Annotated in this window: 14 protein-coding genes; 7 read left to right on the top strand and 7 right to left on the bottom strand. The window is 68.3% G+C overall.

The genetic code is table 11. The features are described from left to right. Nucleotides 1-35: 35 nt before the first annotated feature. From VD964_RS13760 to VD964_RS13740, 5 genes are all read right to left on the bottom strand, one after another. Nucleotides 36-419, bottom strand: a complete 384-nt coding sequence (locus tag VD964_RS13760; RefSeq protein WP_324869138.1) for a RidA family protein — start codon at nucleotides 417-419, stop codon at nucleotides 36-38. Between the two features lie 38 nt (nucleotides 420-457). Continuing rightward, the gene (locus tag VD964_RS13755) at nucleotides 458-2,062 is read right to left on the bottom strand and encodes a D-aminoacylase (protein ID WP_324869137.1); all 1,605 of its coding nucleotides are present in this window, start codon (nucleotides 2,060-2,062) and stop codon (nucleotides 458-460) included. 1 nt (nucleotide 2,063) lies between these two features. Next, nucleotides 2,064-2,972, bottom strand: a complete 909-nt coding sequence (locus VD964_RS13750; protein WP_324869136.1) for an ABC transporter permease — start codon at nucleotides 2,970-2,972, stop codon at nucleotides 2,064-2,066. Nucleotides 2,973-2,986: 14 nt separating this feature from the next. Further along, entirely contained in the window at nucleotides 2,987-3,928 is a 942-nt protein-coding gene (locus tag VD964_RS13745) for an ABC transporter permease (protein ID WP_324869135.1), read from the bottom strand. Nucleotides 3,929-4,135: 207 nt separating this feature from the next. Next, nucleotides 4,136-5,710 carry an ABC transporter substrate-binding protein gene (locus VD964_RS13740; protein WP_324869134.1) on the bottom strand — a complete coding sequence of 525 codons (1,575 nt, stop codon included), beginning with the start codon at nucleotides 5,708-5,710 and terminating at the stop codon, nucleotides 4,136-4,138. A gap of 143 nt (nucleotides 5,711-5,853) precedes the next feature. Between VD964_RS13740 and VD964_RS13735 the strand changes: the two genes are divergently transcribed. The 4 genes from VD964_RS13735 to VD964_RS13720 all read left to right on the top strand — a co-directional run bounded on the left by VD964_RS13735 (nucleotide 5,854) and on the right by VD964_RS13720 (nucleotide 8,822). Then, nucleotides 5,854-6,639 (top strand): IclR family transcriptional regulator, encoded by a 786-nt coding sequence (locus tag VD964_RS13735; RefSeq protein WP_324869158.1) that lies wholly within the window; start codon nucleotides 5,854-5,856, stop codon nucleotides 6,637-6,639. Between the two features lie 318 nt (nucleotides 6,640-6,957). Next, nucleotides 6,958-7,176 (top strand): hypothetical protein, encoded by a 219-nt coding sequence (locus tag VD964_RS13730; protein ID WP_324869133.1) that lies wholly within the window; start codon nucleotides 6,958-6,960, stop codon nucleotides 7,174-7,176. Between the two features lie 102 nt (nucleotides 7,177-7,278). Beyond that, nucleotides 7,279-7,455 (top strand): hypothetical protein, encoded by a 177-nt coding sequence (locus tag VD964_RS13725; RefSeq protein WP_324869132.1) that lies wholly within the window; start codon nucleotides 7,279-7,281, stop codon nucleotides 7,453-7,455. A gap of 464 nt (nucleotides 7,456-7,919) precedes the next feature. Beyond that, nucleotides 7,920-8,822 carry a cell wall hydrolase gene (locus VD964_RS13720; protein ID WP_324869131.1) on the top strand — a complete coding sequence of 301 codons (903 nt, stop codon included), beginning with the start codon at nucleotides 7,920-7,922 and terminating at the stop codon, nucleotides 8,820-8,822. 9 nt (nucleotides 8,823-8,831) lie between these two features. On the opposite strand, the gene VD964_RS13715 is transcribed toward VD964_RS13720, so the two are convergent. Both VD964_RS13715 and VD964_RS13710 read right to left on the bottom strand, forming a co-directional pair. Then, entirely contained in the window at nucleotides 8,832-9,452 is a 621-nt protein-coding gene (locus VD964_RS13715; RefSeq protein ID WP_324869130.1) for a response regulator transcription factor, read from the bottom strand. Then, entirely contained in the window at nucleotides 9,449-11,125 is a 1,677-nt protein-coding gene (locus tag VD964_RS13710; protein ID WP_324869129.1) for an ATP-binding protein, read from the bottom strand. The genes VD964_RS13715 and VD964_RS13710 overlap by 4 nt, the downstream gene beginning before the upstream one ends. Before the next feature lie 178 nt (nucleotides 11,126-11,303). On the opposite strand from VD964_RS13710, the gene VD964_RS13705 reads away from it, so the two are divergent. Genes VD964_RS13705 through VD964_RS13695 form a run of 3 tightly spaced genes read left to right on the top strand, consistent with a single transcriptional unit; the run spans nucleotide 11,304 to nucleotide 15,750 of the window. Next, entirely contained in the window at nucleotides 11,304-12,230 is a 927-nt protein-coding gene (locus VD964_RS13705; protein WP_324869128.1) for a universal stress protein, read from the top strand. Beyond that, nucleotides 12,217-12,726 carry a PTS sugar transporter subunit IIA gene (locus tag VD964_RS13700; protein ID WP_324869127.1) on the top strand — a complete coding sequence of 170 codons (510 nt, stop codon included), beginning with the start codon at nucleotides 12,217-12,219 and terminating at the stop codon, nucleotides 12,724-12,726. Before VD964_RS13705 ends, VD964_RS13700 begins: the two co-directional genes overlap by 14 nt. Nucleotides 12,727-12,783: 57 nt before the next feature. Beyond that, nucleotides 12,784-15,750 carry a monovalent cation/H+ antiporter subunit A gene (locus VD964_RS13695; protein ID WP_324869126.1) on the top strand — a complete coding sequence of 989 codons (2,967 nt, stop codon included), beginning with the start codon at nucleotides 12,784-12,786 and terminating at the stop codon, nucleotides 15,748-15,750. The last annotated feature ends 1 nt before the right edge of the window (nucleotide 15,751 follow it).

The following is a 15,751-nucleotide window of genomic DNA, read 5'->3' as shown; positions in this document are numbered from 1 at the left end:
GGTGATGCCGTGGGATCGGCCGTGTACTCAGGATGTTACGCGGTTGGAAGGACCGCGATGCAGTCGATTTCGACCTGGATGTTGTTCAGCTGGCAGCCGATGGTGGTGCGGGCCGGCGGCTCGGTCGGGAAGAACTCCGAATAGAGCGCGTTGTATTCCTGGAAGCGGCCGAGGTCGCTGAGGTAGCTGTTGACCTTCACCACATGGGCAAGATCGGTGCCGGCGGCCTTCAGGATGATCTCCAGGTTGCGCAGGGTCTGGCGCACCTCGCCGGCGAAATCCTCGGGCAGCGCGCCCGTCTCCGGATGGTGCGGCCCCTGGCCCGACACATAGACGAAGCCGTTCGCGACGACGGCGTGGCTGTACTGGCCGGCGGGCTTCGCACCCTTTTCGGCGAAGATCGGCTTGCGGTTGGTCATTCGGTCCTCACAGGTTTTGCAAATGTGTTCTTGATGGATCAGGCGCGGGCCAGGGCCTTGCCCGGACGCGCGCCGGTGTGCCCGCCGTCGCGCAGGACGAACTGTCCGGCGACGAGCACGTCGGTGATGCCGTGGGGCGGGCGCGTCGGATCCTGGAAGGTCGCGCGGTCCGCCACATCGGCGGTGAACAGGGTCAGGTCGGCCGCCATGCCTGGCCGGATCAGCCCGCGGTCGGACAGGCCGAACCGCTGCGCCGGAACCGCGGTCATGTGGCGGACGGCGTCCTCCAGCCCCAGCTTGCCGTCGCCCGTGATGGCGCGGGCGAGATAGCGCGGGAAGCTGCCGAAGGCGCGGGGGTGCGGCTTGCCGGTCTCGCGCGGCAACCCGTCGGATCCCAGCATGTGCAGCGGGTGCGACAGCGCGGTTTCAAGGTCGGCTTCGGCCAGCTGGAACATGACGATGTTGGTCCGGCCGCGGTCGATGGCGATCAGCCGGACCAGCGTGTCGAAGGGCTGCTCCCACCGCGTCTCCGCGATTTCCGCCAGCGACATCCCCTCCAGCTCCCGCAGATCCTCCGCCGAGACGCCGCCGATGCGGACATTCTCCCAGCCGATCAGGCGGATCTTGGATTCCCAGCCGGCGTCAAGCGGCGCCTCGCCGTCTTCCACGGCGCGGCGCAAGGCCGCCAGACCGTCGGGATCGGCCATGCGGGCGAGCAGCGCCTCCACCCCGCCCGCCAGCGCCGAAGGCGGCAGAAGCTGCAGGATGGTGCTGGAACCCGCCGGATAGGGGTACATGTCGAAACTGACGTCGGTGCCGTCGTGCCGCGCGATCTCCAGCCGCTCCACTGCCCGCGGCAGGCTGCCCCAATAGGGCTTTCCGGCGGCTTGTAGGTGGGAGAGCAGGCCGCTCGCCCCGCCGGCTTTCAGCAGGTCGAGGAACTCGTCCACCGAGGCGATCAGCCCGCCTTCATAGGAGCGGACATGGGCGGTCAGCAGGGCGCCATGCTCGGCCACCACCTCCGCCAGCCGCACCAGCTCGGCGCGCTCTGCCCAGGCGCTGGGCGGATAGACGAGGCCGAGCGACAGGCCATGCGCGCCCTGGCGAAGCTGCTCGGCCAGCAGGGCTGCCATCGCTTCGCGCTCTGTGGCCGTGGCGGCGCGGTTCTGCCAGCCCATGACGGCGAGGCGCAGCGCGGCGTGACCGACCAGCGAGACGAGGTTGATGGCGGTGCCGCGCCCGTCGAGCGCTGCGCGGTAGCCGGCGAAATCGGCGAAGGTTTCCTGATCCGACACCGTGCCCAGCAGGTTGCCGAAATGCTCGCGCAAGGCGCCGCCGCTCTCTGAACTCTGCGGGTACAGGCCGAAGGAGCAGTTGCCGACCACCACGGTGGTGACGCCCTGCGCCACCTTTTCCGGCCGGCCGGGCTGGCGCAGTTGGATCAGGTCGTCGTGGCAATGGGCATCGATGAAACCGGGGGCGAGGAAGCGGCCCTGCGCCTCCAGCGGTTCGGCGTGCGGCGCGTCCAGCATCGGGCCGACCGCGGCGATGCGTCCACGCTCCACCAGCACATCCGCCGGAAACCAGGGGGCGCCGGTGCCGTCGATGACGCGGGCGCTCTTGATGAGGAAAGTGGCACTCATCTCATTTCGCCTTCTGGAGCCGGGGGTCGAGCGCGTCGCGCAGCCCGTCGCCGACGATCTGCAACGACAGAACGGTCAGGACGATGGCGCAGCCGGGGAACAGGATCAGCCAGTCGGCTTGCTGGAAATACTGCTGGGCGCCGGCGATCATGTTGCCCCAGGTCGGGGTGGTCGGCGGCACCCCGACGCCGAGGAAGGACAGCGCCGCCTCCGTCAGGATGGCGTAGGCGAAGATGAAGGTGGCCTGCACCAGGATCGGCGAGATCAGGTTGGGCAGGATGTGCAGGAAAACGATGCGCGGCGTGGAGGCGCCGAGCGCCGTCGCCGCCTCGATGAACGGCATCTCCCGCACCACGAGGCAGGCGGCACGCACCACGCGGGCGACGCGCGGGGTGTAGACGATGCCGAGCGCCAGCACGACGTTGTAGAGCGACGGCCCCAGCGCCGCCATGAAGGCGATGGCGAGCAGGATGTCGGGGAAGGCCATCAGCGCGTCGGTCAGCCGCATCAGCACGCCGTCCAGCGGCCGGATATAGCCGGCGGCCAGCCCCAGCAGCGTGCCCATCAGCGTCGCCACCACCACCACCAGCAGCCCGACCAGCAGCGACAACCGGGCGCCCAGCATCACGCGGGACAGCACGTCGCGGCCATATTCGTCGGTGCCGAACCAGTGGGCGGCGGACGGCGGCTTCAGCCGGCCGAGGATGTCCATCTTCATCGGGTTGAAGGGCGTGATCCACGGCGCCAGCAATGCCACCGCCAGGATCGCTGCCATGATCAGGAAGGACAGCACCACCAGCCGGCGGCGGAACAGCTGGCGCATCAGCAGGGCGGCCGGCGACCGGCTGCGCTGCGGCTTGGCGTTGGAGGGAAGGGGGATGCTGCCGTGACCGGCGGGGACGCTTGCCATGGTAACCCTCCCTCTCAATAACGGACCCGCGGATCGACCACGGCATAGAGCAGGTCGACCGTCAGGTTGATCAGCACATAGATGGCGGACACCACCAGCAGGGCGCCCTGGATCACCGGATAGTCGCGGCGCAGCACGGCGGAGACGATCAGGTTGCCGACGCCGGGCAGGCCGAACACGGTTTCCGTCACGATGGCTCCGGCGATCATCACCGCGGTGGTCAGGCCGATCACCGTCAGGATCGGGATCATCGCGTTGCGCAGTGCATGCTTCAGCACGACGACCAGCGGCGGCAGCCCCTTGGCCCGCGCGGTGCGGACGTAATCGTTGCTCATCACGTCCAGCATGCTGGTGCGGGTGAAGCGCAGGATCAGCGCCGAGTTCGGAATGCCGAGCGCGATGGCCGGCAGCACCAGATGGCGCATCCGCTCCATCAGGTCGGCTTCGGGCGGGCCGTAGCCGGCGACCGGGAACCAGGCATGGTCGACCGCCAGATACTTGATCAGTGTCAGCCCGATCCAGAAGCTGGGAATGCTCGCCGCCAGCATGGCCAGCCCGACCGCGGTCTGGTCGATCAGCCCGCCGCGCTTGGCCGCCGACAGGATGCCGATGGGCACGCCGATCAGCATGGCGATCCCCACCGACATCATCGTCAGCAGCGCCGTCAGCTCCGACCGTTCGGCCAGCGCCTGCGCCACCGGACGGTTGAGGAAGATGGATTCGCCCAGGTCGAAGCGGACGATCTGCCCGAGATAGAGCAGGAACTGCGTCAGCAGCGGCTCATCGAGCCCCAGCCGGCCGCGCAGCGCCGCGATGTCCTCCGGCGTGGCGGAAGACCCCAGCATGACGGCGGCGGGATCGCCCGGCACCACGCGGGCGATCACGAAGACCACCATGGCGACGAGCAGCATGACGATCATCATGCCGGCGAACCGGCGGACGATGTAAACGAGCATGGTTGCGGTCCTGGGTGGTGGGGAAATCACTAACGAACGGTCCCCTCTCCCCCCCGGGGAGAGGGTTAGGGTGAGGGGGACGCGCGGCGAGGATTCACAAGAATTGTGACGCCGCGATCATCCCCCGATCCACCTTATGCATCCCCCTCACCCCGACCCTCTCCCCGGGGGGAGAGGGGGATTTATGGAGAGGGAGTTATCCCCCCCTCAGCCCTTCAGTTCGGTGTTCCAGAAGAAAGGCCAGGGCGTCGGCGTGTAGCCGGTCAGCTTGTCGCTGCTGGCGGCAAGGTTGTAGAACTCGCCGACCTTCACGCTGGGCACCTCGCTGTAGAACAGCGTCTGCAGCGCCACCCACTTCGTCTTGCGGACCGCCGGGTCCATCTCGCGGTTGAAGGCGGCAAGCGCCTCGCGCTTGGCGGGGCTGTCCCACCAGCCGGGATAGCTGGGGTTCAGCACCGTGATCAGCGACGGTTCCGGCACGAAGGTGTGATAGGTGAAGAAGGCATCCCAGCCCTTGTCGTCGCCGCGGCGCTGCAGCAGGGTCGCCCAGTCCAGCACCTGCAGATCGACCTTGAAGCCGGCCATTTCGAGCTGGGCCTGCGCCACCATGCTCATCTTGTACAGGAACTCGTACTGGACCGAGGTCATGATGCGGATCGGCTCGCCCTTGTAGCCGGCGGCCTTCAGCAGGTCCGCCGCCTTGCCCGCGGCATGGTCGCTGTAGGGCTTGGCGCTGGCCGCATCGAAATAGGGCGTGCCCTGGGCGTAGATCGACCCCTCCGCCTGGACGAAGGCGGGGTCGCCGAGGCCGGCCAGCAGCATGTCGTTCGGCTCCAGCGCCGCCAGAACCGCCTGACGCAGCTTCGGGTTCGCCATCACGCCGGTCTTGGTGTTCATGATCATCAGCGGGAAGCCGAAGGGCTTGACGATCACCGGCTTGACGCCTGCGGCGTCCTTGATGCGCGGCAGGGTTTCCGCCGGCAGGCTGTCCGCGAACTGGTACTGGCCGGCCAGCACGCCCGACACCCGGGTCGCGGCATTCGGCACCGGGACGAAGCGCACCTCGCCGATGTTGGCCTTGCGGCTGCCGGCATAGCCGCTGGGCGTGCCGGCGGGAGAGGCGTAGCCGTCGTGGCGCACCAGCCGGATATACTGGTCGGGCTTGTGCTCCAGCAGCTTGTACGGACCGGTGCCGATCAGCGACTTCAGCGCGCCCGGCCCGTCGATCGCCGATTTCGGCACGATGGCGGCGGCGCCGTTGTTCATCGCCAGCAGCGCGGTCAGCGGCGCGAAGGGCTCCTTCAGCGCGATGACGACGGCGTCCGCACCCTTGGCGCTGATGCTTTCCACCAGGGGGGCGACGGTCTTGCCGCGCGGCGAGGCCTTGATCCAATGATCGAGCGAGGCAACCACGTCGTCGGCCGTGACGGTGCTGCCGTCATGGAAGGTGACGCCGCTGCGCAGGGGGATGGTGTAGGTCTTGCCGTCCGCCGACACCTGCGGCAGGGCCGACGCCACCAGCGGGGCGAGCTTCCAGTCGCCGTCGAAGGTGAACAGCGTCTCGAACATATGCTGGGTGATGATGCTGACGAGGTCGGACGTGGTGCCGACCGGGTCCAGCGTCGGCGGCTCGCCGATGGTGGCGACCGTGACGACCGAGGCGCCGCCCTGCTGGGCCTGCGCCGGCGTGGTCCAGGTTCCCAGGATTCCAGAGGAAAGCCCGCCGGCGGCCAGCGTCGTGCCGAGGGCGGTGTTGAACAGACGTCGCGTGATCCCTGTCATTTCTGCCTCCCCGACCGTTTGTCCGGAATATCGGACATCGGTCTTGTATTCCAGACAAGAGAACGGTATATCGGACAAACATCGCTGGCAAGCCGAAAATCCGCGTGCTAAGCGATAGTGCGGCAAGAGGGAGCGTGGATCAGATGACGGGCGACGGTGTGGCGGAGAAGCAGATTTCCGAGAAGACGACGGGCCGCGCCCGCGGCATCGACCGCGTCATCGCGCTGATGGAGCATCTGCACGACCGGCGCGCGCCCACGCGCATCGCCGACATCGCACGCGACACCGGCACCCCGCGCTCCACCATGTACGAACTGGTCAACACGCTGGTGGAGGCGCGTTGGCTGGAACTGCGCGACGGGGACGGCACGGTCTATTTCGGGCCGGCGATGCACTACTACGGCAGCGACTATCTCGACAGCGTCGACCTGATCCGCAAGGCGCGGGTGGAGGTCGCCCACATCGCCGAGACGGTGGGGGAGACGGCTCAGTTCTGTACGCTGGAAGGCGACAAGTATCTGGTCGTGCTGAATGAGCCGGGCCGGCGCATGTTCCGCATCAGCTCCGAGATCGGCATCAAGGTGCCGATCCCCTGGACAGCGTCCGGCCGGCTGCTGGTCGATCACATGGCCGCCGACGAAATCCTCCGCTTCATTCCGCCCGAAGACTTCATCCTTCCCGACGGCCGCCGCATCGCCGAGGACGAGTTCCTGGAGGACATTCGCCGTGCCCGCACCCAGGGCTATGTCCGCACCACGGCGCTGGTCGACCGTTTCACCACCTGCCTTGCCGCCCCGGTCCGCGATCCGGCCGGCCGCTGCATCGCCACCATCTGCTTCGTCGTCCCGGCCGACACGACGGAAGAGGCGCAGCAGGCGATGATCGATACGCTGAAGGCCAGTGCCGAGCGGCTGTCGCCGGGGCGCTGACGGCGGTTGCGCCAATTCGGCGCATCGGCCGTTGCCATTGACACAACCCAACCCACATGTCTTTAATCTGAACAGACGGCAGCCAGTAATAGCGCTGCGAAATCCCCCATAAAGCTCTGTAGAGCGCTGCGAACGACGCGGAGACTACAAGAAAAACTCCGTATGACGTCTTTCACAGCGCTATGCTGCAATGCGAAATGACGAGTGCAGGGATGTGATGTCTCCGCTTTTGCGGCGGCGTGATTGTGCCAATATCTTCCTCAACAGGCCGCTGCATCGGCCGCCGGAAATCCAAACCGACATTGAAGGAAGATCATCATGACCTCGTATGAAACCCAATTCGCCGCCGCCAACGCCGAATATGCCGCCAAGTTCGCCATCGTCCGCTTCGTCATCGGCGCCCTGCTGTTCGCGGCCGTCGCCGGCATCGCCAACGTGAACACGCCCGCCGTCCTGGCCGCCGACGAAGTCCGTGCCGCTGTCGCCCTGGAAATGGTGCGGACCATGCCGGTGACGGTGGCCGACGCCACCAACTGATGTGGCCGGGGGAGCGGGTTTCCTTCAACCGCTCCTCCGTTTCGTGATCTTGCAGGCCAGTTCCTGTTTGCTGGGAAGTCCCCGGCGATCCAGGAGGAACCGATGCCCCGCAAGCCTGAAGGCTCCGACGACAATGACGACCGCAAGTCCGGTCAGGACCAGGTGCCGAAACCTCCCTCCCGCGCGGAGGTGGAGGAGATCAGCCGCTCCCAGGACTTTCTGACCGACGACTGGACCGGCGAAGGCGGCAAACCGGACGAGGATCGCCAGCCCGGCTGACGCCGCCGGCATTTCCCCACAGCACCCATTCTGCCGATCGGGCTGGAAGCCGGAGGAATCCGAAGGCTTGCCGGCCCGAATCCATATGCGCGCCACGCGATACGTGCTTCCGCATTGGGCCAAGCCCTGGGACTGGAAAGCCAATTCGCCCGTCATTCCCAGGAAGGCGGAAATCCGGGCTTTTCCGGGAGAGACCCCATCTGGGAACCCTGGATCCCCGCCTTCGTGGGGATGACGCAAAGCTCCCGGTATCACAGCAACTTAGCCATTTCAGGGCTTATGCGCGTCATCGGGTTCATGCCCGAACCCGACACCCGAATCCGCCGGAAAACCCATTCGGGACTCCGCCGGATTACATCCGCCGCCCTCAGGCTTAAGCCATCGGAGAAGTGGACGAATCACGGAACTTGCGGTCCGTCCCTCCTGTCGAAGGAAGTCCCCTTCCCCAGACCGGAGAGACCGGGATGCGCCACTCCCTCCTCGCCCTGCTGTTCGCGACCGTCCTGGCTCCCGCCGGCGCAGGCGCCCAGGCAGTCGCCCAGGAAACCGGTGCTGACATCGGCGCTCTGATCAGTGGCGGCTTTCAGGCCGATCGGCCGGTCTGCCCTTCCGGCGACGACGGCTGCGCCCGCTTCGTCGGCGATTTGAAGGGGGCCGTGCCGAAGCGGGGCGGGGCGAAGCAGCCGGTGGTCATCGGCTCCTCGGTCTACATGCTGACCCCCTGGCAGGCGGAGCGCGAGCGCCGCTGCCTGGCGCTCGCCGGCTGGGCTGAGGCGCGGGGCGAGGGTGCCGACGCCATGGCCGCCGTCATGTGGGTGGTCGCCAACCGGGCCGCATCGGCGTCGCAGCCGTCGCTGCCCTGCCGCGTCGTCGTCGCCGCCGGCCAGTTCGAACCCTTCTCCCCACCCCAGCAGGTGGAGCCGGAGAAGCGCCGCAAGCCGATCAAATCTGCGAAATCCCGTGCCAAGCAGGCGGAGCGCCAACAGGTGGCGGAGGATCCCCGCGTTGCCAACCGGGCGGAGGCCCGGCGCATCCTGGCCGAAATCCGCCGTCAGGCGCAGGTGATCCGGGCGGGCGGCATGCCGTCCTGGCCGAAGCTGCGCCTCGCCCCCGACCAGGAGGCGCTGCGCCTTGCCCGCGGCCTTGCCTGGAACCTGAACGACGACGAGATGCCCGATCCGACCGCGCGCGCCTCGCTGTTCTACAGCCCGCCCACCCAGGCGGCGCTCGGGCGCCAGAAGCCGGACTGGGCAAAGGCGCGGCTGCGCACCGCCTCCATCGGCGACCATTCCTTCTACCGCTATCCGCCCGCCCCGGCCGAGCGGACCGCTCCGGCCGAAACACAGGTGGCCGAGGTCGGCGAGTAAGGCAACCGGTTACTCCCGCCGCTCGCCCAGACGCATCTGCATGCGGGTCAGTTCCGGGGCGTTGCGCGCCTCCATCTTCTCCAGCACGCGGGCGCGGTGGGTCTCCACCGTGCGGATGCCGATGGAAAGCCGCAGGGCGATCGTCTTGTTGGGCAGGCCCTCGGCGACCATTTCCATCACTTCCAGTTCGCGCGGGCTGAGCAGGGCGAGCCGGCGGCGGATTTCCCCGGCCTCCACGTCGGCGCGGCGGGCGGCGAGATCGCGCTCGAAGGCTTCCTGCACCCGTTCGATCAGCAGATCCTCGTCGAAGGGCTTCTGCAGGAAATCCACCGCCCCGGCGCGGAAGGCGCGGACGGCGGCGGTCACATCGCCATGGCCGGTGATGATGATGACGGGCAGGGTCAGGCTGCGGCGGACCATCTCCTGCTGCAAATCCAGCCCGTCCATGCCCGGCATGCGGATGTCGAGGATCGCGCAGCCGGGCTGGTCGGGCGAGGCTGCCTCTAGGAACTCCGCCGCCGAAGCGCAGCAGCGCACCGACAGCCCGGCCAGGTCCAGGTGAAGCGCCAGGGCATCGCGCACCGCCTCGTCGTCGTCCACCACGAAGGCGACAGGCTTCTCGGTCGTCATGCAGTCTCTCCTTCCCTGTCCTTCGCATGCACGGGAATGGTGAACTGGAACACGGTTCCCCCTTCTGCGCCAGTCGCGGCGCCACCGCCACCGCCACTGCCACCGCCACTGCGTGCCGTCAAAGTGCCGCCATGGGAATCGACGATGGTGCGCACGATGGACAGCCCCAGCCCCATGCCGGTCGGCTTGGTGGTGACGAAGGGCGCGAACAGGTTGCGCTCCACCACTTCGGCAAGGCCGGGGCCGGTGTCGCGCACGCCGATGGCGACGAAACCGGGCTGGGCCGCCTGACTGGCGAATATCACGATGCGTCGCCGCCCCATCTGTTCACGGTCCGGCTGCTCCTCCGGCCGGGCGCCGTCGGGCGTCATCGCCTCCGCCGCGTTGCGGACGAGGTTCAGGATCGCCTGCTGCAATTGGACCGCATCGCCGGCAATGGCCGGCAGGGCGGGAGCGATTTCCGCCGCGATCTCCACCGCATGCCGGCTGGCGAGCGGGCCGGCCAGCGTCAGGCAGTCGGCGATCAGCGTGGCGACCGGCAGCGGCGCCCGGTCGCGGGCACCCTTGCGCACGAAGTCGCGCAGGCTGCGGATGACGCGGTCGGCCCGCTCCGCCTGGGTGACCGTCTTGTCGAGGATCTCGGTCAGGCGGGGCGACGCCTCCTCCAGGCGCGCGATCTTGCGGGCGGCGCGGGCGTAGCCCATCGTCGCCGCCAGCGGCTGGTTCAGTTCATGGGCCAGCGCCGCCGCCATTTCCCCCGCCTCGATCAGTCGGGAGGCGTGGGCAAGGTCGGACTGCCGCACCCGCAGCCTGTCCTCCACCCGGCGGCGTTCGCTGACCACCGCGCCCAGCAGCAGGATGGTGATGGCGAGCGTCAGCATCAGAAGCTGGAAATGCGCCATGCGCGCGGTATCGACGCCGGCCACCTCGATGGCGGCGATCAGCCCGGCCTGCGTGGCGGCCGACGCCAGCACCGCCCCGCCCAGCCCGTGCCGCACCGCGACCGCGATGGCCGGCAGGAACAGCAGGTAGAAATGCTCGTACTGCGACGAGGCCAGCGGACCGAAATCGAGCCACAGGGTGAAGCCGATCAGCGCGCCCTGGGCCAGAATCTCGGCGGCACCGCCCCATGACCAGCGCAGCGCCGGCATGCGCCGTGCCATCAGCACCATCGGCGTCAGGACGGCGATGCCGATGATCTCGCCGGTCCAGAAGCGCAGCAGCACCTCCGGAAAGCGCGCCCATTCGAACAGCCCGGCCGCCGTGTGGACGGCGATGAAGCCCAGCCCGATGACCAAAGCCGCCGCCGCACTGCAGCCGAGCAGCAGGACGATGTCACGCAGGCTGGACAGCCCCGGATCGATGACCTTGCGCAGCATCCCTCCCGCCGCCCCATAGCCCAGGGCGACGATGCCGTTCGCCAGAAGGGCGGTTCCCAGGGTTACCGGGAGGTCGCGGACCACGATGTCGGCGGCGGTCAGCCCCAGCCAGACCAGCGGCACCGCGCGTACGCCCAGCAGCACCGACAGCCCCATCATCAGGCCGGCCGGCGGATTCCACGGCGTGATGTTGATCGACGACACCGCATGGATGAAGCTGATCCAATCCAGGAACATATGGGCGGCCAGATAGGCCGGAATGAACATCCATCGGCGGCGGATAGTCTGTGGCATGGACCGATGGTAACGCCAACCGGCCCGGACTGCATCAGGTGAAATGATCCGCCCCGTATTACTACGGACATTCGGCAGAGTGCCATGCGACCCTTTCAGGTCCGTATTTCCCGGCATGGACAGACTGCGGCCGACTTCCGATCATCAAGGTGTCTCTGCAAATGAATCGAAAGTCACGATGGCGAGCCTCCGGCGCATTCTGCTGGCAACCGACCTGGAACCGAAATCGGACCGTGCGTTGGAGCGCGCCGTCCATCTCGCCCGCCGGTTCGATGCGGAGTTGACGGCGCTGCATGTCGTCGACGGCACCGGCGGTCCCTATGGCTGTCTGCCGCTGCACCATGTGGAAGCGGAACTCCAGCGCCACATCCTGGCCGTGCCCGGCGGGGCGGAAATCCGGTCACAGGCGGTTGCGGTGCGCGGCGACGCCGTCGAACACCGGGTCGCCGGCTATGCCGGGCTGTGGCTCCCGGACCTGCTGGTGGTGGGACTGCACCAGCGCGACCGTGTGGCGGACCTGTTCCTGGCCTCCACCGTCGAGCGCATCGCGATCGCCGATGGAACGCCGATGCTGATCGTGCGCGACAAGCCGCTCCAGCCCTATCTGCGGGCGCTGGTGCCGGTCGACTTCTCCGAACGCTCGCGCCCTTCGGTTGACGGCGTGCGGATGCTGATGCGGGAGGGAAGCATCCACCTGCTGCATGTCGTCGATCTGCCGGGGATGGCGGGCCGGTGCAGTTCTCCCCTGGACACGGCGCCCCTGGACACGGCGCAGGTCGCGCACGATTTCCGGAAAGTGCTGGGCACCCCGTCCGGCGAACCGGATCAGGAACCGGCGGTCGAGACGATCCTGCTCACCGGTTCTCCGGGGCGGCGGATCGTCGATCTCGCGCGGGACGGACGGTACGATCTGGTCGCCCTGGGCTCCGCCCGGCGCAGCGGCGTTTCCCGTGCCCTGCTGGGCAGCACGGCCTCCGAAGTGATCGAGGCGCTGCCCTGTGACGTGTTGATCGGCGGTACGGGTGGCGTTCGGTCCCCGGTGCCCGCCTCCACCTTTGGCCTCAATGGAGAGTCGGATGCCGGAGAACCAGATGGCCATCACTGAGCTTTTTTCCGCGGCCGAAGTCATCCTCGACGCCGCTCCCGCCACCAAGCCGGCCTTGCTCGACCGGCTGGCGGCGGAGGCGGCGACCCGGAGCGGCCGGCCGGCGCCGGAGATCCTGGATGCCCTGCTGGCGCGCGAGAAGATCGGCTCCACCGCGCTCGGCAAGGGCGTGGCCCTTCCTCATACGGAGCTTGCCGAACTGGCGGTCCCGGTCGTCCTGTTCGCCCGGCTCCAGCGCGCGATCGACTTCGACGCGCGCGACGACGAACCGGTCGATCTCGTCTTCCTCGCCCTGTGGCCGGCATCGAACCGCAAGGGGCTGCTGGCCGCCATGGCCGAGATCTGCGGGGCCCTGCGCGATCCGCAATCGGTGCGCCGGCTGCGCGGTGCGAAGACGCCCGCCGACGCGGCCCAGATCGTCCTCCAGGCCGTCGCCCGGGATGGGGAGGATCCGGACATCGTCAAGGATCCGGACGACGCGCCGCCCGGCCTCTGATCCCGCCCGGCCCTTGATTTCGCCCGGCTCCGCCGATCCATTCGACCGTAGGACTTCATGCCCGACGCACTGCTGCTCCTGATCGCCGTTGCATTCCCGTTCGCCGGTGCGCTCGTCGCCGGGCTGCTGCCCACGCACGCACGCAACGCGGCGGCGTGGCTGGCCGGCGGCGTGGCGCTGGTCGGGCTGGCGATGGTGTGGTCGGCCTATCCGACGGTGTCGGCGGGCGGCGTGGTCCGTTATTCGGCCGAATGGATGCCGATGCTGGGGCTGGACTTCTCCTTGCGCATGGACGGCTTCGCCTGGCTGTTCGCCGGGCTGGTGTTCGGCGTCGGCACGCTGGTGGTGGTCTATGCCCGCTATTACATGGCGGCCGAGGACCCGGTGCCGCGCTTCTTCGCCTTCCTCCTCGCCTTCATGGGGTCGATGACCGGAGTGGTGCTGTCGGGCAACCTGATACAGCTCGCCTTCTTCTGGGAACTGACCAGCCTCTTCTCCTTCCTGCTGATCGGCTATTGGCACCACACCGCCGCCGCGCGCGACGGTGCGCGCATGGCGTTGACCGTCACGGCGACGGGCGGCCTCTGCCTGTTCGCGGGCGTCCTGATCCTGGGCCACATCGTCGGCAGCTACGAACTGGATGCCGTGTTGGCGGCGGGCGACTGTATCCGCGCACATCCGCTCTATCTGCCGGCATTGGTGCTGATCCTGCTCGGCGCCCTGACCAAGAGCGCGCAGTTCCCCTTCCATTTCTGGCTGCCGCACGCCATGGCGGCGCCGACCCCGGTGTCGGCCTATCTGCATTCGGCGACGCTGGTGAAGGCGGGCGTTTTCCTGTTGGCGCGGCTGTGGCCGGTGCTGGCGGGGACGGAGGCGTGGTTCTGGATCGTCGGGTCCGCCGGCCTCGCCACCCTGCTGCTCGGCGCCTATGTCGCCATCTTCCAGCACGACCTGAAGGGGCTGCTGGCCTACTCGACCATCAGCCATCTCGGGCTGATCACCCTTCTGCTGGGCCTGAACAGCGAACTGGCGCTGGTGGCGGCGATCTTCCACATCATCAACCATGCGACCTTCAAGGCCTCGCTGTTCATGGCCGCCGGCATCATCGACCACGAGACGGGGACGCGCGACATCCGACGACTGTCCGGCCTGAACCGCCTGATGCCCTTCACCGCGCGCCTCGCGCTGGTCGCCGCCGCCGCCATGGCGGGCGTGCCGCTGCTGAACGGCTTCCTGTCCAAGGAGATGTTCTTCGCCGAGGCGCTGTCGGCCAAGGGGCCGCTGCCGGTCTTCTTCGACGTCCTGCCGATCGCCGCCATGGTGGCGAGCGCCTTCAGCGTCGCCTATTCGCTGCGCTTCATCCATGGCGCCTTCTTCGGACCGGACCCGGTGGACCTGCCGAAGAAGCCGCACGAACCGCCGGCCTGGATGCGCTTCCCGGTCGAGGTGCTGGTGCTGGCCTGCATCGTCATCGGCATCCTGCCGGCCGCCACCGTCGGCCCCTATCTCGACATGGCCGCCCGGGCGGCGCTGGGTGCGGCGACGCCCGAATACAGCCTTGCGGTCTGGCACGGCTTCAACCGGCCGCTGATGATGAGCATCACCGCGCTCATCGCCGGGGTCTGCCTCTACCGCCTGCTGCAGAGCCATCTCGCCAAGGGGATCGAGGGTCCGCCGCTGATCCGCGCGCTGGAAGGCCGGCGCATGTTCGAACGGACCATGGTCTTCCTGTCCTGGCGCCTCGCCCGCACGGCGGAGGGGCTGGTCGGCACCCGCCGCCTGCAGCCGCAGCTTCGTCTGGTGGTGTGCGTGGCGGTGCTGGCCGCCGGCTGGACGGTCTGGCTGCGCGGGCTGGGGCCGGGCAACCTGGTGCCGTCGGGCATCGATCCGGTGCTGGCGCTGATCTGGGCGCTGGGCGCCGCCTTCGCGCTGGGCGCCGCCTGGCAGGCGAAGTTCCACCGGCTGGCGGCGCTGATCCTGCTGGGCGGTGCCGGGCTGGTCGTCTGCGTCACCTTCGTCTGGTTCTCCGCCCCGGACCTCGCGCTCACCCAGCTGCTGGTGGAGGTCGTCACCACCATCCTGCTTCTGTTGGGCCTGCGCTGGCTGCCCAAGCGGCTGGACGTTCCCGGCGCCCGCGGGTCGGAGGCGGTCACCCTGACACGCCGCCTGCGCGACCTCACCATCGCCATCGCCGCCGGGGCAGGCATGGCCGGTCTCGCCTTCGGCGTGATGACCCGCTTCCCGCCGGAACTGCTGGCCCAGCATTTCCTGGAGCTTGCCTATAGCGAGGGCGGCGGCACCAACGTCGTCAACGTCATCCTGGTGGATTTCCGCGGCTTCGACACCATGGGGGAGATCACCGTACTGGGCGCCGTGGCGCTGACCGCCTATGCGCTGCTGCGCCGCTTCCGCCCGGCGCCGGACAGCGTCGACGTTACCGAACAGCAGCGCGACCAGAGCGCCTTCGACATTTCACATCCCGACCGCAAGGACGGCGACACGGCGGCGGAATGGCTGTTCATCCCATCGCTGATCGCACGGCTTCTGTTTCCGCTGATCCTGATGGTGGCGCTGTTCCTGCTCCTGCGCGGTCACGATCTGCCGGGCGGCGGCTTCGCGGCCGGGCTGACCGTGGCAATCGCCATGATCCTGCAATACATGTTCGGCGGTACCCAGTGGGTGGAGGCGCGGCTGCGCGTCCTGCCGATGCGCTGGATGGGGGTCGGGATCCTGCTGGCCGCCGGCACCGGGCTCGGCGCGTGGATCTTCGGACGGCCCTTCCTGACCAGCTATTTCGCCTACGCCGAGCTGCCGGTGCTGGGCAAGATCCCGGTAGCGAGCGCCCTGCTGTTCGACATCGGCGTCTTCGCCCTGGTGGTGGGCGCCACCATCCTGATCCTGATCGCGCTGGCCCGCCAGTCGCTGCGCGGCCATCGCGCCGCCGCGCCGCGCCCGGCGGAGATGCCGGCGGTGCCTGAACCGGTGCAATCCGGGCCTGTGCCGTCCGCCGTGGGAGACGACTGAC

The organism is Azospirillum sp., assembly GCF_035628975.1.
In the GTDB taxonomy this organism is placed as follows: Bacteria; Pseudomonadota; Alphaproteobacteria; order Azospirillales; family Azospirillaceae; genus Azospirillum.
Note: the sequence above shows the minus strand (reverse complement) of the source record. Positions and strands in the feature narration are given on the sequence as shown.